The sequence below is a fragment of the Mesorhizobium sp. P2_C5_2 genome (genome assembly GCF_056404535.1).
In genome coordinates, this window is sequence record NZ_JBFUDV010000006.1 from 246,324 (window position 1) to 266,909 (window position 20,586).

Genomic DNA, 20,586 nt, shown 5'->3' on the forward strand with positions numbered 1-20,586 from the left:
CCTGTTTAGCGGCGGTGGAACTTGGCGAAGTGGGGGCTTATCTCCTCAATGCCACGGTCGTCATGGTCAGTGTCCTCGTGCTCCAAGGCCGTGAGGAACCCCTCCACCATTTCCTCCGTGTACTTGAAGTTCGACGGAGAGGGCAGTCGTGGGATAGCAAAGCGTCTGGCCGCCAGCCCCGTGATGTAGGCCTTCATGCTGTCCGTGAGGTCAGAGAACTCAAGGTACTGCACGAGGTCCACCGTGACGCTCTTGCCAATGGTGTAGGTCCGCAGCTTGGGGTCATAGAGCTTGCCGTCACGGGGGACCAAACGGTTGCCACTGTAGCCCCGGCTCACTTTGACCTTGGCGGTGTCCAGCGGGAGAAGGACCGTGCCGTCAACCTCAGGGTCTAGCACAAAGCCCCGACTGGTGTTCTGCTCCCATCCGCTCCTCTGGACCTCACGGCTCACATCATCGATAGCCTTCTTGGCTGCCGCAGCGTCCTCGTTGAGGTCCACCTGTGCGAGGCTGTCAATGCCGGACACACGGGCTGCCTCAAGGAGGATGTTCACCGCGTCAAGCAGGGTGGTGGGCGTGGTGGGTGTGGTGTCGATTGCCATAGCTATCAGGTCTCCTTAGGGTGGCACTAGGCCATCGTTACTGCTGGGGCGACTGGAGAGGAACAGCCGAGGGAGTAGCCGGTGGTTCACCCCGCTCAAGTATCCAGCCTAGTGCCGTCCTAAAGAGACCTCCCCGGTTCTCGGTCGCTCCCACTAGGGGATTGTCCACTGCGAACGCGGGGAGGCGAGCCCCACGGTAACCTGCCGGCTGCCGTGAGGGTCTACAGGGTGCGGTCTTCAACCTTCCGTAAGGTAGCGAACCCTACGTCACCCCGATCTAGTTACGAGCGGATGGTGGTGGCCAGCTCGATGCTCGCCTCCGGGCGGAGGACATCGTGGCCGTTGAACTGGGAGGCAATCGCGATGGTGCCGAGACGCTCCTCCTGGTCCTTGACCACCACGCGCATGCCACGGCGCTCCAGCGAGCCGACAGCCCACTTGGACGAGATGTGGCCGACCGTGGTGGTGAAGTTGCCCTGATACTTCGCAAGGCCGGTCGTGATGTTGGTCTTCGGGATGTGGTTGGTGCCCTTGACCTCGAAGCCGGCGATGGGGGAAGTCACCCGGGCCGTCCTGCGGTCACCGCCGCCAGCTTCCGGCTTGAAGACATCGACGCCGAAGTTGCGGGCGAGCAGGAGGTACTGCTGGTGGGGGAGCATCAGGCGGGGGTCAGAGCCGCTGATTTCGTTCTCCAGAAGGTACTGCCTGCCGGCGAATGCAGAGGTCTCCAGCACGGTGGCCGAAGTCCGCATGTTGACGTCGAAGATGTAGAACGGGTTGGGCTGGCCCTGTGGCACGCCCGTGGGGGTGTTGCCGACATAGAACTTGCGGGAGGCCAGGATGTGCATGATGGCGACACGGCGGGCCTGCAAGCTGCCCAGCGACTGGCCGAGCTGGTGCGTGTAGGGCTCCATGACATCGAAGTGCGAGATGAGCTTATCGATCTCCGCGATGAACACGCTGTCGTAGACCATGTTGTCCAGCGCGATGACCACCTCGTTGCTTTCGACCGAGCCGCCAAGGATCAGCTCGCCCGGCAGGTGTTCCGAAGCGTCACGCTTGCGGCCAATGATCGGGAAGCTGTCCGCCTTGCCTTCCGTGATGTTCTTGACGAAGCGGAGGTCCATATAGTCCATGGCCTCGTCGTAGGTCTGAATGACCAAGCCACCGAACTCTTGAAGGAAGAGTGCGCGGTCGTCACCAGTGCCCGCCTTTTTGCCGAAGCGAGATGCGGCATCCGTGTAGTCCGACATGAAGTCGTCTCCTAATGGTTGTTGCGTTTAGGGTGTTGCGGGTAGTCCAGTGCGGTGGTCCTAGCGGCCTTGCTGCTTCCACCACGGGGAGACAGCAGTGCGTGCCCGCAGCTCCCTATGCTTGGCGTCCTTCTCCGGGCCATTCTTCATGTGGGAGAGGGTAGCCAATTCCTTGTCGTAGTCCGCCTTGGTGGCGAACGGTTTGGCGGAGGGGGCCCCGCCTGTCTGGGTGTTGGCCCCGGTGCTGGCCGTCTTGGCAGGGCTGGCCGCACGGCGGACCCCGATGCCCGGCTTTGCGGGGGCCTCCTTGCCGGTGCCGCCGCCTTTGGCCTTGGCGAAGCGCTCATTCAACAGCTCGATCTGCTCTGCCGCCGCTGCGCCACCTTCCGCCATGGCCGCATTGAAGCGGTCCACTTGGGCCTTGGTGTAGCCGCCAAGCTTGCCGTCCTGCTGGGTGGAGGCCCATGCGATCTTCTTGGACCAAGCCTCCTCGCCGCCCGTCACCTCGTCCATTGCGGCCTTGGCCTGGGTGAACTTGGCCTTCTCGCCTTCAATGGCGTCATCCACCATCTGGCGCGTGATGCCCAGCTTCTCGCGAAGGTACTTGTAGGTGCCTTCGTTGGGACGCTCAGAGGCACCTTCCGCCTTGGCCATGTTCGCACGGATTTCATCGGCGATGGCCTCACGGTTGAGCACCACGCCCTTGCCGTCCGCGTCCTCGTGGTCCTTGAGGAACCTTGCGTCATACGCTGCGGTCACCTCCTCGCTGGCCGGGTCGAAGTCCGGGAGGGGTTCGTAGGGCTTGGCCGCTTCGTCTTCCGGCTTGGTGTCCGCGCCCTCAGGCTTCTCCGTGCCCTCCTCGTCGCCGTCCTCTTTGGCCTCCGCTGTGAGGTCCTCCGTTTCCAGCTCCGTCTTCTGGTGGGCGTTGATGCCCTGCTGCTCCACCCCTTCGCCGGTCACATCGAACATGATGCCGGCGTTGGTCTTGGTGGTGACTCCCTTGGAGCCGGCCTCCACGGAGGACGAGATGCCCTCCCCGGTGTCCACCTCAAGGCGACCGTCCGCGATGGCCTTCTCGCCAGCGCTGGGTTCCTTCTTGATGTCGTCTGCCATAGTGCTCTAGCTCCTTAAGCTGTCGGTGGCGGTGCGGTTGGGTTCTCGGGGTTACCGCCCCCGCTGCGGTCTGCGAGGGCCTTGATGCCCGGCCCTATGCCTTTGCTCAGGGCCTCCTGCATCATGCCGGCCTGCTGGTTCTGCTGGGTGTTCTGGGCCACTTGGTCAGGCGTATAGACCAACCCATCGGTCTTGATGCCCTTGTAGGTGGCGTAGCGGGTGGCGAAGTCATTGACATTCACCTGCTCCACACCCTTGGGGCCCCACATCTTGGAGACCACAGAGCCCCAGTCCACGAGGTTCTGGGCCTCAAGACTGTCCCCGGTCTGTTCGATGCCGGTGATGACCTGCACGGTCACAGCACCCTTGGGGAGACGGAGCTTTGGGTTGCGCTCTTCGTTGAGCACCATGCCACGCACGATGATGGGCTTCTGGTTGTCATCGCTGATGGAGGTGTAGAGGCCGCCCAGCGCCTTATCCAGCTCAGTGCCCAGCCGTTGGATTTCCTCTGCGGTCACCCGCTCACCGGAGCGCTGTATGGCAGACTGCATGAGGAAGGCGGCAGAGAGCCGGCGTGCTGCCTGCTCAAGGTTCCCGCCCACGGTGTTGTTGTCGGCAGACTTCTCCGCCCGGAACATGGAGAGGTCCTCTGCGGACCCCGGGAGGATGCTCAGGTTGCGAGCCTCACGCACCTGCTTGATGCTGGACTGGCTGCCCGGCTTGTGGAACATCAGGGCCAGCGCGGAGGCTGCCGTAATGTCGTTCATGCCAGAGGCGGCTGCCTCCACGGTGAACAGGTCGCCCCGGTACATCTCGCAATACCCCGGGCTCCAGTTGCGGCCAGCCGTCTTGATGAGCCAGCCGGCGTGCATCACGGGAGCATCGAAGTCCGTCTCCACGGTGGTGTCGGGGATGAGCTTGCCGTTGTACTCCTCCCAGTAGCGGAAGGACCCTTCGGTCTCATCGTCGCCACTAGCCGGGGGCACATACTTCTGGGCACAGTAGATGTCTACCTCCTGCTCCCATGCCGACTTGACGGCTTCTGGCTTGTCTCCATCGCTAGGGTCAGCTTGGCGCTGCTCCTCAATGAACTTCCGGGTGTCATCATCCAGCCCGGCCAGCGCCACGCACACCTTCTGGACCACCGCAAGCTGGAGCCCCGTGGTAGACCGCTGGACCACGTAGCTATCCATACGGTGCCATGTGGGGCTCCGCCACTTGAGGTGCTTCCACATCGCGTTGCCGGCGATGAGGACTTGCCTGATGTATTCGATGTAGGCAGACCGCATGCCAACACTGTAGAAGGCCGTGGTGTGCGTGATGGAGAGGCGGGTCAGTGCCTTGATCGTCTGGGCCCATTGCTCCGGGTCCTCGTCCAAGGCCTTCTGGATGTCGGTCTCCTCCGGTAGGAGCTTGAGGCACGGGTGCCCCGGGGGGAACGCCACGTCCGCCAGCTTGGATACCAGAGTGTTGACACACTGGGCCCCGATGGACTGGTTGTTGCCCGGAAGGTCATCGCCCTCAATGTACCCCAGCGGGGGAAAGGCGAATGGCAGGGTCAGCTCCGCCATCTTGCGGGCCATATCCTCCACCGCCTGCCGCCGACCTGTGAGGCTGTCGTAAAAGGCTTCCGCCTTCATGCCCAAGGAGTAAGCACCCATGGCTTCGCCATCGGCTCCCGCTTGGGGCTCCGCGTAATTGTCGGCCATAGGGCCCTCCGTGGGTTTACTTCATTGTTCCGGCAGGGACATTGAGGCCGGCACCGCCTGCCCCCACACCGCCGCCCGTGGTGCTCCGGTCCACACGGAGGTCCGGGATGCCACCGAATAGGGTCTGGTCCTCCGCCTGCCGTGCTTGGCCGATCTGCTGGGGGTCCGCCACCTTCTCGGGCTGAGCGTCGGGGCCCGGTACGTTGGCCTTGGGGGTCTTGGGGAAGAAGCAGTAGTTCGTTGCGTAGCGCTTCATCTCGTCGCTTTCCTTCTGGTTGGTCACTGCTGGGCGGAGCTGGCGCGGTCTGCGGCCTCAGGGTCCACCGGGATGTCTTCATCAGCCTCACCACCCATGTCCATTTCGGACCGGAAGTTGGCTTGGCGGTTACGGAGCCACGCCACCAGCTCCACCTTGCCGGCGTACCGGAGGTGCTCCTCTGCGGTCTCAGTGCGGGCGAGGCACCGTGGCGGGAACATCTGCTCCAGCTTGGTGAGAACCTCGTCGGCCAGGACGGGAAGGTCCGGCGTAAGGTCGGGCCCCGCAAGGAAGGCTTGAAGGTGGTCGGTGACATGGTTGCGGGGCTTTGTGGGTGCCATTACGCAATACCTCGTGTGATGTTTGAGGGGGCCAAGGCCTTGCCGGTGTTCTGCTCCACGGAGACCGCACGGTCATCCCAGAGTTCGACCATCTCAAAGTCCTTGACGTTGGTGGCCTGGAGGTCGAACGGAAGGCCCTCCACAACAAGCCATTCCATCAGGGCCAGCCTAAAGCCCCCGATGTCCGCGCCTGGGGCCGGCGTGACGCGAGCCGTGAAGATGCGAACCTCCCAGCCATCAGCAAGCCACTGCTTGACGCGGGCCACCATGGCGGGCACAGGGGCACCAATGTGGTCCAGCCCCTTCCACCCATCGTAGACCGCAAGGGTGCCATCGAGGTCTACGCCAATCCAGCCTCTCTGCTTGTCACTCATGGTGCTGGAAGTCCTCAGGCTTGCCCGCCATCCACCAGTCCGGGTCCCCTTGCAGGAACAGGAGGTACATGTTGGCGTAGCGGATGGTCTTGCGGATATCCTCGCTGCCGTTCTTGGCATCATGGCGCATCACGTACTTGATGATGTTGCCTTGGAACCAGTCCAGCTTGTTCTCCGCGATGAACCGTATGGGTTCGATCTTGAAGCGGGCATAGTGCGGCGGGAGGTTCACCATGTCTTTGCTGGTGGCCACCCCACGGCTCACCGCAGTGGCGAGGTTGAGGGAGAACTGCTCCTCCACCGCGTCTTGGCGCTTGATGGTTCCGTCCTCAAGGCCACGCCTCAAGGTCTGCTGGGTCTGGCGGAGGGAGGACGTAGCGTCGTGCAGGCCGTGCTTGGCCCAGTCGGCATCATCGTAGGCGCTGGGGATGCCGGCCCCGTCAAGCGGGAAGGGATTGGCTTCGTGGTCTTTGCTCATTGCGGCTTGATCCTGTCGGGAAACCATGCGTGGGCCAGCTTGTTCTGCTCACGGTCGTAGTCCCCGTGTTGCAGGATATGGGCGAGCTGGGCGGACAGCAGAGCGCTCTGCTCCGCAATGTTCCAGTCCACGTCCATGCCCTTCTGGTAGTGGGACACCACGCAAGCCCAGAGGTCCGTGGTGGGCTCAGCCTTCCACGCCTTCACCGGCCTGCCCTTGTTGGGGCCACGGGTGATGGTCGTCATGCTGGCCATGAGCCGCACGGGGTTCTCAAGGATGGCCGAAGCCCGCGTCTTGCCGATGCCTGGGCAGCCCGGGTAGCCGTCCGTCATGTCCCCTGCGAGGGTCTGCCACAGGTGGAACATCTGGGCCTGCCACGCGGTGATGTGCTGGACGTTGGGCGTGCCGTCCGCCTTGAAGTCCTTGAGGCGGTGGTAGTAGCCGGGGACCGTCTTGAAGTCCTTGTCCTTGCCCACGAGGATGCGCTCCCCGGGATACTGCTGGGGCTCCGTGGACAGTATGCCCAGCACATCGTCCGCCTCCAAGGCCGGCCAGTGGAAGGCCGCGTACTTGTCCCGGAGGTACTGCTTGAGGATGTCCAGCAGGAGGGGCCGCACGCTGTCCTTGCGGTTGGACTTGTAGTCCGCGAAGATGGTCTTGCGGAAGTTGGCCTTGGGGTCGGACAGGGCGATGCGGCGGTGCGTGCTCTTGAAGGCCAGCTCCAAGGAGATGAGCATATTGTCCACCACGGCCTCGCCCTCAAAGCGATTGGCGAAGGGGGAGACAAAGCCAAACTCATCCTCGTAGATGCGCTGGACCGCACAGGCCGCCGTGAAGGCGATCACGTCGCCGTCGATGAGGAGGGTGCATTCCTTGCCATCACTCACTTGGTGGCATCCTTCACGTTGTACTGCCGGCCCACCACGATGGCGCACCACAGCTCAGGGAGGGTGTCCTTGAGGCCCGGCCACTTGTCATTCCGCCATACGTACCAGATGATGGCCGGGACGTAGACCCACAGCAGCAGGCGCTCCCAGATGGCCAGATTGTCGGGACCATAGGTGGTCGCGTGGTCAAGCGCTGCGGGGGGCTCATCGTCCACAAGGAGCTGCACCCAGCAGAAGGCAGCGATGACCCAGTAGATGGCGATGAGCAGGAGGACAAGGTGGGTGAGCATTACGGTGCGTCCTTGTTGTTGCTGTTGATGGCCGCCACGAGGCGGGGCATGATGTCGTACAGAGCGGTGAGCCCTGCGGGTGTGGTGCGCCATTTGTTGTCGTAGGTCTCCCGGTCGGGGAGGATGTTGGAGAGCCAGCCTAGGGAAGCAGCAAGGGCTACCTCTGCGGCAAGCGCTCTGGCCCAGTCGCCTTGGACACTAATGTACCTGTCATGGGCGAGCTTGAGGACGAGCCAAAGCTGCGGGGGGTAATCCCCACTATACGGGCGCATGGTAGAACTCCCCATGCAACACTTTGAGCCGTGCCTCTACAATCTGGCTGGCGGCATCCGGAGTGTCATACGAGCCCAGGTAATGCGTTAGGCCCGCCCACTTGATCCTCGCAAAGAACCGCCCGCCTGTCTTGATGGGATACACCCCCCGGGGCAATCCGCTCTTTCGCTTCCTTGGGCCCTTGTTAAGGTTGTTCTCAAGATTTGTAGCAGCCCGAAGGTTGCCAAGGCGGGAGTTGTGCCAGTCGGTGTCCCTGTGGTCTACCTGCTCAGGGAGATACCCCTTAGCCAGCGCGAACTTTATGCGATGGTAGTAGAGGTTCACCTGCTTTCCATCAGCGCGGCCACAGTTGACTACGCATCGCCGGGCCTTTGGGGGCTTGACGACTTTCTCCGATGAGATGCGCACTACGTCCTCACCGTCAAGGCGGAAGGTGGCCAGGATCAAGTCAAGGTCAATGCGTCCGCGCCCAATCCTTGTCAGTCTTTCCTGCGGCACGGTACTCTCCTCTAAGGCCAAGCATGCGGCCCGCCACTTTGATTTGCGCAAAGGCCACCTCAAGCAGCTCAGGGCCTAGCCCAGGGCGATGGGTGAAGCTAAGAGCGTCGTGAACGAACAACACTTGCTTGAAGTCCTTGCCGTAGACCCACCCCCGCCGCTCAAGCTCTTGGTGGATTAAGACGAGCCACAGCTTGCAGGTCTCAGCGCCCGCAGACTGGAGGAGTGTGTTGAGGGCCGCATACGCCTTGCGGACGTACACACGCCGGCCATCAAGGCCTTTCAACCAACCCCGTTCGGCCACCTTGCTCACGTCATCTGATAGAGCCTTGAGGCCCTCAATGTTCTTGTCGAACTTGTTCAAAATGATGCGGGCCTTGGCGATGCGTGCCCGTTGGTTGTCGTCCAGCTTATCCACAAAGGTCTGGTCGAAGCGCTTGACCAAGTTGCTCAAGAGCATGGGGAGCCCCCGGTAGCCGAGCAGCTCCACAACCTCAGTGTCATCCCCAACGGTTAACGCTAGGCTGAGCTTGTAGGCCCCACCCCCGTAAACCTTGAGATATGTGGCCGTCTTGGCATCCGAGCGGGTCATGTCCGCAAGGTCCGCGTGCTCCTGATGCGGATCACGGTTGGGGTCGCATACGCGGGCAGAGAACTTGCCGCCGTCCAATGGGTACAGGAAGTGCCCAAGGTCGATTAGCTCCAAGCTGGAGGCGTCACAGTCCGTGAACTCCCAGCCTGGGTCGGCCTCAAACAACTCCTTGCACTCAAAGCCATAGCGGCCCTCTAGGCCGTAGGCTACACGCTCGTACTTAGTGCCGTCCTCGTGTACGTCCTTTACCTTCATCACGGCTGGGACGCCGCTTAGGTTTGGGTTCTTGTGGGTGCAACGCCCTGTGATAGCGCCCGCCGTGTCCATGCCTCCGTGGATGAACCCGTTGTCGTCCACAAGGTTGAGCCACGCCTTCTGGCCTTTTGCCAGGGTGCCGAGCGTCTTGGCCACCACGAAGTAGTTGATGAGAAGCTTGCGAACATCCTTCGGCATCACCGCCTCAGGGATTTCCTCAAGGGTTCCCTCGTCCACCGTGGGCTTGCCGTTCTTGCCAAACATCTTGGGCTTCCACCCGTAGAGCGCTTGGAGGCGCTGCCCCAGGTGGTCCCGGCTGGACGGCTGGAAGGTGGTCCACTCGATTGGCGTATAGGGTGCGTCGGGGCTGTACTCGCAGACCGGAGGGCCGACATACGGTGCCAGCGGTTGGCCTTTCGCTCCGAAGCGCGGCCTGGTTACATCCGGCAGATACGTAAGCTTGACCTTGCGGCTGGCTGCTGGAGTGACCACGGGGCTAGTCGCCCACCATGACCCAAAGGTTGCAACAAGCTGCTTCTCAATCTTGGCCAGCTCGTTCGTGAGGTCAGCAGCGAGGCGCTGGGCCTTCGGGACGTTGAAGTGTACACCGTGCAACTCCTGCCGTTTGATGATGCGGGCTACTTCATGCTCCACCTCAAAGACCCGCTCAGGCCAGACCACGGAGCACTTCACTTCCGGGTTCCAGCCAACGCGGTCCTCAATGAGGTTCCACAGCTTGAGGCATGGCCTGTTGTCTTGCATCATGTAGGCTGCCATGAAGCCGTTCCACTCATCCCACCGCCTATCGAACCGCTCATCGCCTGCCTTGGCGGGACGGTCGCGGGGCTCCGGGTACTTGTGGAAGTCGCCTTCGTAGTCGGCCTTATGGTCACCCAGACGCCAGCCCCACGCTTTCAGGCTGTGCCGCTTGACGAGGTTCATGGGCATAGGGTTGATGGCGGCCTTGGCCCTCTTGAAGTCAGGGTCCGCAAGGATGTCAACAGGCCACACCACCTTGGCCATCACGTAGCTGTCCCAGGCTTTCGCCGGGCGCTTGAACCACGGGTAGCACATCTCCGCCGCGATGTAGTCGTAGTCCACACCGTTGTGGAACACCGTCATGTCCGCGTCTTGCAGGGACCTAACGCCATCCGCTATGTCAAGGCTGGTGGGGTTGGCGAGGAGCTGGCGTGTAGCCTCATCGGGCACAGGCATGCGGTCCCAGTCGAAGTCGTATGGCACTGCGGGACCGTAATAGAACTCCTCACGGCCAGAGGGGGCTGGGCCCGGGGCGTCCATGTCGATGGTCCCAAGGCAATGCATGCGGAGGGCCGGTCCCATGTCTAGCAGGCCGTTGCCCTCAAAGTCGCCAACAAGACGGCGGCCCACGGTCACACGTCCTTGCCCGGGATATTGTACACGATGCACACCCCAGAGAGCGGCACCTTGTTGAGCATCGCGGTGGCAGCGAACAGCGTCCAAGCCTTCTGGCACTCATCGGCATTCTGGAAGACACCGGCCTGCTGGGCATTGGGTTGCCCATGGGTGAGACCAATGATGATGAGGATGACGGCTTTCATGGTTGGCTAGTCCCTTGTGCGTTGCCGCGTGTCAGTCGCGGTGGAGGAGGAGCTTGACGTGTGTCGGGTCGGGCACGTAGATGCCGTAGCGGTCCTTCCACTTCTGCTGGAGGTACGGCAGCCCCGAGTGTTCGAAGTGGCGGAGCTTGTAGCCGGACCCCACGGTGGTGAAATTCACCCACTGGTCAGCCGTAAGGGGGAAGTAGCGCTCCGCCCACTCGTTCTCCCAGTTGTCCCGGTAGTCGCACTTGAGGAGAGCCTCAAGGAACTCTGCACGGTTGGCGAACTGCCCGGGCTCAGCGGCCCCAGTCAGAAGCCAGTGCTTCATGTTCTCGCAAGCCGGGCCGGTGGTGACCGATTCGAACTCCTCACGGGAGACGCGCTTGTGGTAGGCATCGGGGTCCACCCCCATGTCCCGCACCGCGATGTACTCGCAGCCCAGGTTCTTGAGCTGGTGCCAGAACGGGATGAACTCGTTGGGCTGCTGGCTCATGACCTCGTGGATTACGGAGCTGAGCACGAGGCAGACCTTGAGGCCCTTCCTACGGTGGCGGTTGATGCGGGCAGCGAACATGGCGAAGTCGCTGGTGAACTCGAAGTTGCCGATGGAGCGGACATGCTTCGCCAGCTCAATCATCCCGGCGTTGTGGTCGAACCCGATGTAGTGGTGCCCCCAGCCCTGTGGCCAGTCGCGGCGCATGAGGTGGACATCCCGGAGGAGCCGCCCGTCCGCACACCCGAAGTCCGCAAAGACGGTGACCTCTGCGGGGACCCTCTCAACAAAGAACGTCTTGTCCGCCAAGGTCCGCGCCATGCGCTCGTTGTAAAGCGCGATGTCAACGGGCGAGGAGACATGCTTGGGGTTAGCATTGAGGTTCATCGGAGAGGGTCCCCCTTGGGTTATCGGGATTGGAGTTGCATCTGGCGGCGGCGGATAGCTGCATCCAAGGCACGGTCCAGCCGGCCTATCCATGCTGCAATCTTCCACTGTGCCGCGTAGGGCCGGAGCTTGTAGGTCTCCTCAAGGTCCTGCATGTTCTGCCACTCGGGCAGCTTCATGAAGTCCACATCATAGGAGACCTTCGCGGAGTATCCCCGGAGTATGAAGCGGGCGAGCATCTGGGCACCCATAAGGCGGGCCACGAGGTCCTCCTTTTCCAGCTTCGTGTGGTCAATAGCGTCGTCTTCGGTCTGTAGGCTCATGGCCCCCACGCATCCTTTGTGTTCTTCTTATTGGGGTAGCAGACGAGGTGGGCAGGAGGGCGGCTAATAGTCCCCCCCGCCCGTGTCTGGCGCGAACCCTCGTGACCCGCTGCCTTCATGCTGACCGTCTGGCTTGCCGGGAGGTGGCATGGGGTGAGGCGACTTGATGAGCCGCCCGTCCTCCCCGAAGTAGAGAAGGTCCGCCTTGCCAGACCGTCCCGTCCGCCGTATGGGCTTGATGACGCGGGCCTGAGTAACTCTCCATAGCGGGTCTTCCGCTTGGTTATTCCTCTCCCAGCCCACCACCGCAGTGGCAAAGTTGGCGAGGCCACCCGATGACCGCAGCTCATTGAGGGAGGTGGGGGCCCCTTCCTCGTGCGGTATGCCTTGACCCACTCGCTTAAGGTGGTGGGCAATCTGTGTGTGGCAGCCTAGCTCCTTGCCCTGCTTGGCAATCTCAGCGGCGATCTTGTCGAGCACTCTTCGCTCATCAGCGTTGAGGTCAAGTCCAGCAGTGAGGAACGACATGGGGTCCACGAAGATTGCCCAGACGCCCAGAGCCTTGACGCAATAGCGCATGTAGCCCAGCAGGGCCTCCATGGCCCAGTCTGCCGTCTCCGGGTCGAACAGCTCCACGAGCCCGCCCTTGAAGGTAAGCTCATGCCACTTCCCCATCAGAGCGTCGTACTGGTCACATTCCTTTTCGAAGGCCGCCAGTGCCTCCGGGGTTGGCGACTTGGGAGCCCTAGGCTCTGGCACCATGCCCAGCCTCGTGTTAGCCCTGATGCTCATGAGGCCTAGCTTGGCGTCACGCTTGGTGTCCTCGAACGAGAAGTAGGCAATCTTCACGCCTTGGTCCACGAGGTGCATCATGATTTCGCGCATCTGGGTGCTCTTGCCCACCCCGGTGCCGGCCACATGGTAGACCACATCGCCATCATACATGCCCCCCGTCATCTCTTGGAGGAGCGGCATGCAGTCCGGGTAGTCAAACACCCGGGCCCCTTCGCGGTTGGCCAGCACGTCCGACTTGTCGCGGGCCGCGTTGACGATGCCGGCTGGACGCCATGCCGCCGCCGAGAAGATGACCGTTTGGATGTCACCCGGGCGGTTGTCTTGCAGCATGTCGCTGGCGTCCTTGGCCGGGACCTTGCTGTCAGGCTTGAAGCCACTGGCCTTGGCGATGCGAACCTTGCCGATCTTGAACAGTGCGGCCACCTCCTTGGTAGCCGTCTGGCCTTCCTCGTCCAGGTCGAACCAGAGGACAATATCAGCGAAGCGGTCTAGCCACAGGTAGTTGGCCTTGATGCTCTTGGCGGCGTTGCCTGCCCCGCCATTGACGGACACCACGGCCACCTTGAAGTTGAGGCTTTGGGCCACCGCAAGGGCGTCCTCCTCGCCTTCCGTGATGATAATCTGCCGGTCGAACTTGTCGCCGTAGACGTGGCGTCCAAAGAGCTGGCACTCATTGAGTGCCGTATAGCCCGGGCCCTTGAGCACCGGGAACTCCTTGCCGGCTGTCCGTAGCTTCTGGGCCACCAACTCGCCGTCCTGGGAGTAGTACGGATAGACCACCACCTTGCCGCCCGAGTAGCCCCCCGAGAAGACGCCGTAGCGCCGCAGGGTGTCGGACGTGATGCCCCGCTTCTGCTTGGAGGCCCACGGGTCCACCTGCTGGCCCGGGTCTAGGAGGTCCCCGTAGTCGCGGTCCATTCCACCAACAACTTTGAGGGGGGCCGCTGTGGTGCCTTCCGGGTGTGTGACCACCTCGCACTTGAAGCAGAAGGTGTGCCCGTCCGTGTAGGTCTGGAGGCACTTCTTGCCACCGCAGTCAGGGCACGGAGCCTTGGGGCCCACCGGAACGCTCTCGCCTTGATCGTGATCCATGCTGGGCTAACGCCTTCTTGTTGTAATGAAGCCACTGAGCGGCACCTGCCACCATCCCGGGGAACTGGAGGTTGAACCCCGAGCCCGCCACAAGGAGACTTGGGTCTACGAGGGGCTTGTGCACGTGGCTCAAACCATCAAGCTCCGCCAGAAGCCGCTTGCATATCGTATCGAACATGGCGTCACTCACCACCGGGTCGTCCATGACGTAGTACAGGTAGGAGTGCATGAGGTAGTGGGGGATGAGCATGTTCGCGTTGCTCTTGATGATACCCCCCACGTAGCCGTCAAGCAGCGGCATCGCGGTGCATGAGGTAAGCCATCAGGTCCGGGTTGTCCCGCATGAGGCCCATGAACTGGAAGGCGAAGATGGACACGATGCCCTCCTCCAAGCTGCTGTCCGCCGCCAGCTCACGGACTGCCCCGGTGCTGTGCATGGCATGGAGCAACTCGTGGAGGAGGACGTGCTGCTCCCACTGGATGGTCAGGCCCTCCTGCACCAAGATGGTGAGCGTGCCGGTGTCGCACATCCCGTAGGCCGCAGAGTTGCCGGCCGCCCGGCTATCCCACGGCTTGATGGTCCAGTCAAAGGGGCCGACGCGGATGGTTCGCGGATAGCTTGGACGCTCAACGTAGGCATCCGGGTCCACCTCCAGAACCTTGCGGGCCTTGGGGGCGGCCATGTGGCGATAGAGGGGCAGCCTGCTCATGGTGCGTCGTTCCCCTCAATGGTCCGGGCCACCAGCGTCTCCACTGCGGCTTGCACCTTGGCTGCCTCAATGGAGTACACCTTGAACTGCCGCTCGAACTGGTCGGTCTCCGTGCGGTCGATGATCGGAACGCCAAGCTTGCGGAGTTCCGCCACGCGGGAGCTGAGCGACTGGACGCCATGGCAGGTGAGTGCCACAAGATTAGTCAGGGAGCGGCCCTTCTCCAGTTGTGACATCACGATTTGCTGCTGTGTCGAGAGCTTTAGGTTGGAATGCATGGGGCTTCCTTTTCGGTGGTGCTAAGGCAGCGAGCGCTGCGAGCGTAGTGGTGACTTCGGGGCTTGCCATGACGGTGGCCGCACAGTGGCCTCTCAGAGGATCACTAGGCATCGGTCCCTCACCTCCATCATGTCCACCGGGGGGCATCGCCCGTGGTGGTGCTTATCGATTTCCGAGTGGCCCACCAGAGGGAGGGGGCCGTAGTGCTTGCGGAGCGTGTGCATGAGGAGCGTGAGGCTGTGCCACTGGTCGGGCGTGAAGTTGTCCTCCGGGTCCGTCTTGGTGCTGCAATACGGGCAGCCCTCAAAGGCCCCCTCGTAGCACCTATCATGGCCATTCTCACAGACAGCGTAGGTCTCTGTGGTGCCGCCCGCCAAGCACACCGCTATGGTATCCCTGTTGCGCTTGGACCGCATGTGGGTTCCCTGCACGGTGAATGGCCGGCACGTAATCACAAGGCCATCCCGGAGGATGAGGAAGTGGTAGCCTATGTCCAGCAGCCCCTTCTCCCGTCCGCCGACTGCAAGGAAGTGCTGCACGTCTGACTGGCTGGGTGGCGTGTGGCTATCGTGCAGGACTACCGCAGTGGTCGCAGCGCGGAGCTTGTAGGCCAGCATCACGGCTTCACCTTCATCCGAGCTTCCCACAGGGCGATAAGCCTTTTCCCTGCCGCCGTCTTTGCCACCTCGCTGGCCTTAAGCTCCGCGATGAGGGCGAAGGCTCTCTTGGTTGTCATCGCGCCGTCCTTAGGTCTGGCCGTCTGGTGCTCCAGCGTGGCCTTAATGTCTGCCGGGATGGGCGGGAGACTGAGCTGTGCGAGGTCCCCAGAGGTCTTGCACGAGGCCAGCGTCATGACCATCAAAGCAAACAGTATCGGGCGCATTGAGCTTGTCCTGTAGCTCTTGAGTACGTTGGGCGAGGGCGTAGAGGTCCTCAGCGTCGAGCTTGGCCTGTATGGCGTCCAGCTTTGCGGCTGCCGCGTCGGCCTCAGCCTGGGCATGCATGCGCGTGATGGTGGCCTTGAGGGCCGCAGTCTCCACCGCATGGCGGGCATCAAGCTGGCCCTTTGCGTAGAGCCCACTGGCAACGGCGAGGATGGCAAGCACCCCGGCCAGATAGAGGTATCCCTTTATGGTGGCCATGGTGTCATGTCCCCTTGAAGATGCGGCAGGCGATGTAGACAATGAGCCCGGCATCAAGCAGGGCAAGGAGGCCGATGAACACGAGGCCGGTCATGACAGCGGGTTCCCAGCGGACGGGGGCTCAAGGCACAGCGCACGCTCCTTGACGCGGCGTGATGTCAGCCCGGGGAACGTTATGCCCGCCGCCTTGTTGTACTTGAGGAAGGCATTGCAGGCCTCACGCACCTTCCCCATGTTGAACAGGTCGATGACACTGGGGCCCTTCTTGGAGTGGCACACCTTGCCCGGCCCGATGTTCCAGCCCAGCGACACCAGCGCAATGAACTGCTTGTCCGTGACGGGGGCCTTGAGGCACACCGCGATGGGCCGCGTGTAGTTCGGGAGCCGCACGGCCAGCATGGCCTTGCACTCAGCCAGCGTCTTGCGCATGCCGGGGCGGACACCTTGGGTCTCTCCCATGCAGATGGTCCACGGCGGGCCCTTGGTGGCCGGGTCGGGGTAGGCGTTGAGGCGCACCCCTTCGAAGCCCGTGATGACAGTGACGAGGAGGGCCCCTGCCGCCGTGCCCTGCTTGAGGCGACTAGCGTTTGCCATAGGTGAAGCCCTCCTGCTTGGTGAAGATCGCCACGAGGGCCAGCAGGGCGAGCACACAGCTCACCGCGTTGAAGACGGGCGGGTCCACGATGCCCCCGAAGTTCGGCCACACGGCATTGACCGCTTGGCTCACACCAAGGACGGCCATGAAGCGGGGCGACCACGCCTTGCGGAGCCGGGTGCGCCAATCGGGCACGGGCTGGGGGTAGGTCATGCGGGTGCGATAATACGGGGGCGTCTTGCCGGGCATTGGTGCCTCTTATGGGTTAGCCGAGACGGATGATGCAGGGCAGGAAGAACAGCACGGCCCACCATGCGAGTAGCTCTAGGTCACCTTGACGCACGGCGGAGAGCCTCCTTGCGGGCGGCATCCGGGTCCCGCTTGAGGTAGCCATACGGGCCCTCAGCCAGAAGGATGGATGGGTGGATAGCCGGACCCTTCTCCCGGAACCATTCGGGCGGGATGTGCTTGTGTGAACACAGGAAGCCGTACTGCCTGCACCACACGGCCAGCGTCGTCTTGCTACCGGGGGCAATCTTGGCGTTCTGGCTTGAGAACACGAAGCGTATCTCCAGCTCCGGGAACTGTTCGCGAACATAGAGGTGCTTCGCGCGGTCGGTGGCGTCGAAGATGCCCTTGCCTTCGATGATGATCCCGTTGGCCAGCGTGAAGTCCCACGTGTAGTGGTGCCGGGTCTCGGGCACGAGGTAAGGCAAGCGGTACTCCTCGTAGACCACCGGATGGCCGGCTGCCTTGATTTCCTCGCCAAGCGAGACCTCAAGCCCGGACCTGTAGCTTGCCCGCTTGGCAGCACTCTTGGCCCGCACCCAGTTGGGTATCGCTCTGGTCATGATGCAAGCGCCGTGTTGATAGCGGCTGCACATATGGGGCCCAGATAGTTCTGGTAGCCAGCGGCAACTGGGTGGATACCATCGCCGTACAGCGAGGTGTCCGACAGGTTGGCGTACAGCCCCATCACCGCATCAGCCGCGTAGTCTGCCACAGTGTAGCCGTTGACGGGGGCATTGGCGCGTATCTGGTTGTTGAGGTCTATGCGGTCCAGGTCCTTTGCGCTGCCCGATGCATACGTGGTTCGCGGCAGGCATGTCCCCACCACGCACCGCACACTGGACCCTAGGGCCTTCTGGGCCGCCACCCAAGTCTGGATGTTGGCCATGATGGCAGACGCCACGCCTGTGCCCGCCACGATGTCATTAGTGCCAGCCCAGAGGATATGGACGTTCTTGCCGGTGATGGAGCCACTGTAGAGGGTGGCCTCATGCGCTGCCCTGCCGGTGACAATCTGCGCCATCGTCTGGCCCGCAATGCCAAGGTTCCATATCTGCTGGTTGGCTGCCGAGACGGAAGGCATAGCCGTGGCGACAAGCGTCTTGTTGTCGTCGGTGTAGACGCTCTCCGTGATGCTATCCCCAACGAACACAAAGTTGTTGTCGAAGGTGGTGGGGATGGCGAAGGCTGCGAGGGCTGCCGTGCGGGCATCCGTGATCTGGGTATCATTGAGCTGGGTCGGATAGAAAGCCAGCAGGCCGAAGTCCATACGGGCCGCCTTGTTCCACGGTTGGGATGCCGCAGAGTTGAAGCCCCAGTAGCCGCCCGCTACGGCCAGCGTGGTGGGTGCCGTGATGGTGCTCTTGGCCCCTGTGGTGCGGAAGATGCCCGAGCCCGTGGCTCCCGTCACCATACCGTAGAACTCTGGGTTCTGCTTGGCGGCTGGCACCTTGTCGTTGACAGCACCGGGGAACCAGCGGACGGACATGGCGTTGCCCGACGACAGCGCAAGGTTGTCCGACTGGGCGTTGTTGGGGAACTCGTAGGGAATGATGCCTTGAATGGACACGTAGCTGGTGAAGACGGCCAGCTTAGTGTTTCCCAGACGGTCGAACGCCACGCCTGCCGGGATGGCCATGTGGCGCGTGATGGCGTTGCCGATAGTGTTGTCTGCCCGCCTAGCGCCGAACACAAAGGCAGCGCCACGCTCAGCGAGGAGCTTCGGCATGTTGGCCTGGACGGTCTGGGTGGCGTGGTTGCCGTTGCCGCTCTGGTCGTACACCGTCTTGAGCAGGATGATATCCGCTGGCGACTGCTTGAAGGCCATGGCAGCCTGGAGGTCAAGCTGTCGGCTTATCGTGCGGTAGCCAATGTCCAGCTCAGCGCTGTCTGAGGTGCGCACCACACGGCAGCACGCAAGGGCAGACCCAGAGATGGCATTGGCCGAATAGATCGCACCACCCACACCCGTGGCGGGGAGCACCAAGTCAACACCGGGTGTCTCCACTACCGGGCCACCCAAAGCTACCATGTCCCACCTGCCGGGCGGTGTGTTGCCCTTGGGGCCAAGGCTTCCTGTTCCGTAAAGTCCCATGGTCTTGGCCCCTTCAAAGGTCAGCGATAGGTTGTCACGTAGGCGAAGCCATTGGCCGTTGCCCATGCTCCGTAGATGACTGCCGTGGTGTCGAAGACCTCAAAGTAGCCACCCGGGGCGATGTTGAAGGACTTGGAGGTAGCCGAAGCGCCCGTCACGCCCACCTTCACGTAGAGGATGGCCGTGCTGTCGTTGAAGATGGTTCGCTTGAGGCACGACAGGTCCTCCGCGCAAAGCAGGGTGTTGCCCGTGGCGGAAGCGACTTGAACGCCACCGTCCGGGGACCGTGCTTGGATTGGCGAGAAGCGGGCCATATCAGTAGTCCGCCGCGCCGCTATCAGTGCCCGAGCTGTCGTCACCGAACCCATCGGCAGGAGCATCAGGGTCAGCCCCGAAGCCCTGCTGCTGGCTGCCCGTGGCGAGCTTCCGCACCTGCACCGCCGCGAAGTCCAGCCGTACGCCCACCTGCTTGAGGCCAGGCATGGGAATGGCCCGCAGCGCATACCGCACGCGGAGCACAGAGCCCGACCAAATGCCCTTGGTCACAGCGGTCTTGCCGTCCGGCTGGTAGAGGCCAACCGTGATGTCCTTGAAGGTGCCGTCACGCAGCTTGATGCGGGCGTTCTGCCGGAAGTCGAAGATGTAGCGCCCGGTCTCGTCCCCGGTGTTCTCGTCCCGCTCAGGCTTGGCCGGGCAGAACACCTTGAACTCCTCACGCTTGAGCTTGGGCAGCTTCAAGCCACCCTTCTCGTCCGCCATCCAGTCATCGAAGGCCTGCTGTGAGGCCGCCGACACGGTGTCGAACAGCTCCCGGCCCCCGGCGTCACCGTCGATGATGAGGTCCACCTTGTACTCGCCACCCGTGCCGCGCTCATCGAACTTGGTGTCCGGCTTGTTGAGGTGGGGGTACTGGGCGATGCCGTAGGGGCTGTCCTTGTAGGTCGTGGTCATGTGGTCTGGTCCTTGCGCGGTTGGCCCTAGGGCTCAGTTTGGGTTGGAGAGGAGCTGCCCGGCGTCACCCTTGAAGTCGAGGTCCGGGAGGATGGTCTGAGGCTTGAAGATGACCCGATAGTGGTAGGTCCCAGCCGGTGCCGGCGCGGTCTGCTCCACGAAGTAGGTCACGTTGTCCGAGAGCCCAAGGAAGTGCTTCTTGAACTCCCCGGGGCCGGTCTTGCAGGTGACCGTGAGCTGCCGCGATGGGTCCGCATTGCCCAGCGAGCACAGACCTTCAAGGGTGAGCATGTAGTCACCCGTGATGCCGTTGTAGAACACGATGCGCCGTGTGATCTCAAAGTTGTCGGCTGCGGTGCTGAGGTTTCGGCTGGCCACGTCCGCGTCGTTGCATGAGGCCACCGCAAGGCCCGTGGTGATGAGAGCTGCGGCGAGTGCGAAGATGTTACGCAATGGATGTCTCCTTGGCCATTATGCGGGCCCCAAGGAAGTCTTGAAGCACCTGGGCGCTGTTGCCGGTCACGTGGTCCCCTTCGTCGGGGGCGGTGAGGACCCGCATGCCCATCTGATAGAGGACGTAGGGGTCCAGCCCTGTCTTGAGGCAGAGGGCAGCGAACAGCACGCCCACCCCCAAGGTCTGCTCCTCCGGGCCACCATCCCAGTCCTGTATGGGGAACAGGGCTTCGTGGGCCACGTTGAGGGCGTGAAGGCGGGGCGTGAGGCTGAGCTTGTCGCGGTCGAGTGGCCTCTTGCCACGGAGGTGCTTGGGGACCTCGTGCCCGTGGTCGAATTTGCGTACTCCCATGATGGTCTCTCCAGTTGGTCGTAGAGGCGAAAGCAAACAGAAAGGGCCCCCCACGGTGTAACCCATGGAGAGCCCTGCAACAGTGATCGAAGGGGCCGTCACCCCGCGAGCCGCCAAGCAGCCGAGCGCT

The 20,586-nt window shown here is 62.5% G+C and carries 29 protein-coding genes; all 29 read right to left on the reverse strand.

All coding sequences use genetic code 11. The features are described 5' to 3' along the window. Positions 1-5 precede the first annotated feature (5 nt). Complete coding sequence (locus AC1D1B_RS24800; protein WP_477335258.1) at positions 6-602, reverse strand: hypothetical protein; 597 nt, start codon at positions 600-602, stop codon at positions 6-8. A gap of 281 nt (positions 603-883) precedes the next feature. Next, complete coding sequence (locus AC1D1B_RS24805) at positions 884-1,855, reverse strand: major capsid protein (protein WP_477335260.1); 972 nt, start codon at positions 1,853-1,855, stop codon at positions 884-886. A 60-nt stretch (positions 1,856-1,915) separates the two neighbouring features. Next, positions 1,916-2,968, reverse strand: a complete 1,053-nt coding sequence (locus tag AC1D1B_RS24810) for a hypothetical protein (RefSeq protein ID WP_477335262.1) — start codon at positions 2,966-2,968, stop codon at positions 1,916-1,918. Positions 2,969-2,982: 14 nt separating this feature from the next. Then, entirely contained in the window at positions 2,983-4,677 is a 1,695-nt protein-coding gene (locus AC1D1B_RS24815; RefSeq protein WP_477335264.1) for a portal protein, read from the reverse strand. A 16-nt stretch (positions 4,678-4,693) separates the two neighbouring features. Continuing rightward, positions 4,694-4,933: a hypothetical protein gene (locus AC1D1B_RS24820; RefSeq protein WP_477335266.1), complete on the reverse strand. Its 240-nt coding sequence runs from the start codon at positions 4,931-4,933 to the stop codon at positions 4,694-4,696. A 23-nt stretch (positions 4,934-4,956) separates the two neighbouring features. Beyond that, on the reverse strand, positions 4,957-5,274 hold the full coding sequence (locus AC1D1B_RS24825) for a hypothetical protein (protein WP_477335268.1): 318 nt from the start codon (positions 5,272-5,274) through the stop codon (positions 4,957-4,959). Further along, entirely contained in the window at positions 5,274-5,648 is a 375-nt protein-coding gene (locus AC1D1B_RS24830; protein ID WP_477335270.1) for a hypothetical protein, read from the reverse strand. The genes AC1D1B_RS24825 and AC1D1B_RS24830 overlap by 1 nt, the downstream gene beginning before the upstream one ends. Then, positions 5,641-6,126: a DUF3310 domain-containing protein gene (locus AC1D1B_RS24835; protein WP_477335272.1), complete on the reverse strand. Its 486-nt coding sequence runs from the start codon at positions 6,124-6,126 to the stop codon at positions 5,641-5,643. Before AC1D1B_RS24835 ends, AC1D1B_RS24830 begins: the two co-directional genes overlap by 8 nt. Then, positions 6,123-7,013, reverse strand: coding sequence for a hypothetical protein (locus AC1D1B_RS24840; protein ID WP_477335274.1), 891 nt, complete (start codon positions 7,011-7,013; stop codon positions 6,123-6,125). Before AC1D1B_RS24840 ends, AC1D1B_RS24835 begins: the two co-directional genes overlap by 4 nt. Further along, the gene (locus tag AC1D1B_RS24845) at positions 7,010-7,303 is read right to left on the reverse strand and encodes a hypothetical protein (protein WP_477335275.1); all 294 of its coding nucleotides are present in this window, start codon (positions 7,301-7,303) and stop codon (positions 7,010-7,012) included. The genes AC1D1B_RS24840 and AC1D1B_RS24845 overlap by 4 nt, the downstream gene beginning before the upstream one ends. Positions 7,304-7,561: 258 nt before the next feature. Continuing rightward, positions 7,562-8,074, reverse strand: coding sequence for an HNH endonuclease (locus AC1D1B_RS24850; protein ID WP_477335277.1), 513 nt, complete (start codon positions 8,072-8,074; stop codon positions 7,562-7,564). Beyond that, positions 8,031-10,220 carry a DNA polymerase gene (locus AC1D1B_RS24855; protein WP_477335279.1) on the reverse strand — a complete coding sequence of 730 codons (2,190 nt, stop codon included), beginning with the start codon at positions 10,218-10,220 and terminating at the stop codon, positions 8,031-8,033. Before AC1D1B_RS24855 ends, AC1D1B_RS24850 begins: the two co-directional genes overlap by 44 nt. A 92-nt stretch (positions 10,221-10,312) precedes the next feature. Next, positions 10,313-10,501 carry a hypothetical protein gene (locus AC1D1B_RS24860; protein ID WP_477335281.1) on the reverse strand — a complete coding sequence of 63 codons (189 nt, stop codon included), beginning with the start codon at positions 10,499-10,501 and terminating at the stop codon, positions 10,313-10,315. Positions 10,502-10,532: 31 nt separating this feature from the next. After that, the gene (locus tag AC1D1B_RS24865) at positions 10,533-11,381 is read right to left on the reverse strand and encodes a hypothetical protein (protein ID WP_477335283.1); all 849 of its coding nucleotides are present in this window, start codon (positions 11,379-11,381) and stop codon (positions 10,533-10,535) included. A 20-nt stretch (positions 11,382-11,401) separates the two neighbouring features. After that, positions 11,402-11,704 (reverse strand): hypothetical protein, encoded by a 303-nt coding sequence (locus tag AC1D1B_RS24870; protein ID WP_477335285.1) that lies wholly within the window; start codon positions 11,702-11,704, stop codon positions 11,402-11,404. Between the two features lie 63 nt (positions 11,705-11,767). Further along, on the reverse strand, positions 11,768-13,591 hold the full coding sequence (locus AC1D1B_RS24875) for a toprim domain-containing protein (RefSeq protein WP_477335287.1): 1,824 nt from the start codon (positions 13,589-13,591) through the stop codon (positions 11,768-11,770). Further along, positions 13,536-13,892, reverse strand: a complete 357-nt coding sequence (locus AC1D1B_RS24880; protein WP_477335289.1) for a DNA ligase LigA-related protein — start codon at positions 13,890-13,892, stop codon at positions 13,536-13,538. Before AC1D1B_RS24880 ends, AC1D1B_RS24875 begins: the two co-directional genes overlap by 56 nt. Then, complete coding sequence (locus AC1D1B_RS24885) at positions 13,879-14,301, reverse strand: hypothetical protein (protein ID WP_477335290.1); 423 nt, start codon at positions 14,299-14,301, stop codon at positions 13,879-13,881. Before AC1D1B_RS24885 ends, AC1D1B_RS24880 begins: the two co-directional genes overlap by 14 nt. Continuing rightward, on the reverse strand, positions 14,298-14,579 hold the full coding sequence (locus tag AC1D1B_RS24890; protein ID WP_477335292.1) for a helix-turn-helix domain-containing protein: 282 nt from the start codon (positions 14,577-14,579) through the stop codon (positions 14,298-14,300). The genes AC1D1B_RS24885 and AC1D1B_RS24890 overlap by 4 nt, the downstream gene beginning before the upstream one ends. Before the next feature lie 93 nt (positions 14,580-14,672). Next, a complete protein-coding gene (locus AC1D1B_RS24895; RefSeq protein WP_477335294.1) occupies positions 14,673-15,197 on the reverse strand; it encodes an N-acetylmuramoyl-L-alanine amidase in 525 nt (174 codons plus the stop codon). Positions 15,198-15,359: 162 nt separating this feature from the next. Beyond that, on the reverse strand, positions 15,360-15,722 hold the full coding sequence (locus AC1D1B_RS24900) for a hypothetical protein (protein ID WP_477335296.1): 363 nt from the start codon (positions 15,720-15,722) through the stop codon (positions 15,360-15,362). Positions 15,723-15,812: 90 nt separating this feature from the next. Further along, the gene (locus tag AC1D1B_RS24905) at positions 15,813-16,316 is read right to left on the reverse strand and encodes a lysozyme (protein ID WP_477335298.1); all 504 of its coding nucleotides are present in this window, start codon (positions 16,314-16,316) and stop codon (positions 15,813-15,815) included. Beyond that, positions 16,303-16,566: a DUF7940 domain-containing protein gene (locus tag AC1D1B_RS24910; protein WP_477335300.1), complete on the reverse strand. Its 264-nt coding sequence runs from the start codon at positions 16,564-16,566 to the stop codon at positions 16,303-16,305. The genes AC1D1B_RS24905 and AC1D1B_RS24910 overlap by 14 nt, the downstream gene beginning before the upstream one ends. A gap of 80 nt (positions 16,567-16,646) precedes the next feature. Further along, positions 16,647-17,168, reverse strand: coding sequence for a hypothetical protein (locus tag AC1D1B_RS24915; protein ID WP_477335302.1), 522 nt, complete (start codon positions 17,166-17,168; stop codon positions 16,647-16,649). After that, entirely contained in the window at positions 17,165-18,700 is a 1,536-nt protein-coding gene (locus tag AC1D1B_RS24920; protein WP_477335304.1) for an SGNH/GDSL hydrolase family protein, read from the reverse strand. Before AC1D1B_RS24920 ends, AC1D1B_RS24915 begins: the two co-directional genes overlap by 4 nt. A 20-nt stretch (positions 18,701-18,720) precedes the next feature. Next, complete coding sequence (locus AC1D1B_RS24925) at positions 18,721-19,014, reverse strand: hypothetical protein (RefSeq protein ID WP_477335306.1); 294 nt, start codon at positions 19,012-19,014, stop codon at positions 18,721-18,723. Between the two features lies 1 nt (position 19,015). Continuing rightward, complete coding sequence (locus tag AC1D1B_RS24930; protein WP_477335308.1) at positions 19,016-19,651, reverse strand: hypothetical protein; 636 nt, start codon at positions 19,649-19,651, stop codon at positions 19,016-19,018. A 33-nt stretch (positions 19,652-19,684) separates the two neighbouring features. After that, positions 19,685-20,104, reverse strand: coding sequence for a beta-sandwich lipoprotein (locus tag AC1D1B_RS24935; protein WP_477335310.1), 420 nt, complete (start codon positions 20,102-20,104; stop codon positions 19,685-19,687). After that, entirely contained in the window at positions 20,097-20,456 is a 360-nt protein-coding gene (locus tag AC1D1B_RS24940; RefSeq protein WP_477335312.1) for a hypothetical protein, read from the reverse strand. The genes AC1D1B_RS24935 and AC1D1B_RS24940 overlap by 8 nt, the downstream gene beginning before the upstream one ends. Between the last annotated feature and the right edge of the window lie 130 nt (positions 20,457-20,586).

Coding starts and splice junctions, on each gene's coding strand:
- AC1D1B_RS24800 (WP_477335258.1), bottom strand. CDS start 602: ATGGCAATCGACACCACACCCACCACGCCCACCACCCTGCTTGACGCG.
- AC1D1B_RS24805 (WP_477335260.1), bottom strand. CDS start 1,855: ATGTCGGACTACACGGATGCCGCATCTCGCTTCGGCAAAAAGGCGGGC.
- AC1D1B_RS24810 (WP_477335262.1), bottom strand. CDS start 2,968: ATGGCAGACGACATCAAGAAGGAACCCAGCGCTGGCGAGAAGGCCATC.
- AC1D1B_RS24815 (WP_477335264.1), bottom strand. CDS start 4,677: ATGGCCGACAATTACGCGGAGCCCCAAGCGGGAGCCGATGGCGAAGCC.
- AC1D1B_RS24820 (WP_477335266.1), bottom strand. CDS start 4,933: ATGAAGCGCTACGCAACGAACTACTGCTTCTTCCCCAAGACCCCCAAG.
- AC1D1B_RS24825 (WP_477335268.1), bottom strand. CDS start 5,274: ATGGCACCCACAAAGCCCCGCAACCATGTCACCGACCACCTTCAAGCC.
- AC1D1B_RS24830 (WP_477335270.1), bottom strand. CDS start 5,648: ATGAGTGACAAGCAGAGAGGCTGGATTGGCGTAGACCTCGATGGCACC.
- AC1D1B_RS24835 (WP_477335272.1), bottom strand. CDS start 6,126: ATGAGCAAAGACCACGAAGCCAATCCCTTCCCGCTTGACGGGGCCGGC.
- AC1D1B_RS24845 (WP_477335275.1), bottom strand. CDS start 7,303: ATGCTCACCCACCTTGTCCTCCTGCTCATCGCCATCTACTGGGTCATC.
- AC1D1B_RS24855 (WP_477335279.1), bottom strand. CDS start 10,220: ATGGACGCCCCGGGCCCAGCCCCCTCTGGCCGTGAGGAGTTCTATTAC.
- AC1D1B_RS24860 (WP_477335281.1), bottom strand. CDS start 10,501: ATGAAAGCCGTCATCCTCATCATCATTGGTCTCACCCATGGGCAACCC.
- AC1D1B_RS24865 (WP_477335283.1), bottom strand. CDS start 11,381: ATGAACCTCAATGCTAACCCCAAGCATGTCTCCTCGCCCGTTGACATC.
- AC1D1B_RS24870 (WP_477335285.1), bottom strand. CDS start 11,704: ATGAGCCTACAGACCGAAGACGACGCTATTGACCACACGAAGCTGGAA.
- AC1D1B_RS24875 (WP_477335287.1), bottom strand. CDS start 13,591: ATGGATCACGATCAAGGCGAGAGCGTTCCGGTGGGCCCCAAGGCTCCG.
- AC1D1B_RS24880 (WP_477335289.1), bottom strand. CDS start 13,892: ATGCCGCTGCTTGACGGCTACGTGGGGGGTATCATCAAGAGCAACGCG.
- AC1D1B_RS24885 (WP_477335290.1), bottom strand. CDS start 14,301: ATGAGCAGGCTGCCCCTCTATCGCCACATGGCCGCCCCCAAGGCCCGC.
- AC1D1B_RS24890 (WP_477335292.1), bottom strand. CDS start 14,579: ATGCATTCCAACCTAAAGCTCTCGACACAGCAGCAAATCGTGATGTCA.
- AC1D1B_RS24895 (WP_477335294.1), bottom strand. CDS start 15,197: ATGCTGGCCTACAAGCTCCGCGCTGCGACCACTGCGGTAGTCCTGCAC.
- AC1D1B_RS24900 (WP_477335296.1), bottom strand. CDS start 15,722: ATGGCCACCATAAAGGGATACCTCTATCTGGCCGGGGTGCTTGCCATC.
- AC1D1B_RS24905 (WP_477335298.1), bottom strand. CDS start 16,316: ATGGCAAACGCTAGTCGCCTCAAGCAGGGCACGGCGGCAGGGGCCCTC.
- AC1D1B_RS24910 (WP_477335300.1), bottom strand. CDS start 16,566: ATGCCCGGCAAGACGCCCCCGTATTATCGCACCCGCATGACCTACCCC.
- AC1D1B_RS24915 (WP_477335302.1), bottom strand. CDS start 17,168: ATGACCAGAGCGATACCCAACTGGGTGCGGGCCAAGAGTGCTGCCAAG.
- AC1D1B_RS24920 (WP_477335304.1), bottom strand. CDS start 18,700: ATGGGACTTTACGGAACAGGAAGCCTTGGCCCCAAGGGCAACACACCG.
- AC1D1B_RS24925 (WP_477335306.1), bottom strand. CDS start 19,014: ATGGCCCGCTTCTCGCCAATCCAAGCACGGTCCCCGGACGGTGGCGTT.
- AC1D1B_RS24930 (WP_477335308.1), bottom strand. CDS start 19,651: ATGACCACGACCTACAAGGACAGCCCCTACGGCATCGCCCAGTACCCC.
- AC1D1B_RS24940 (WP_477335312.1), bottom strand. CDS start 20,456: ATGGGAGTACGCAAATTCGACCACGGGCACGAGGTCCCCAAGCACCTC.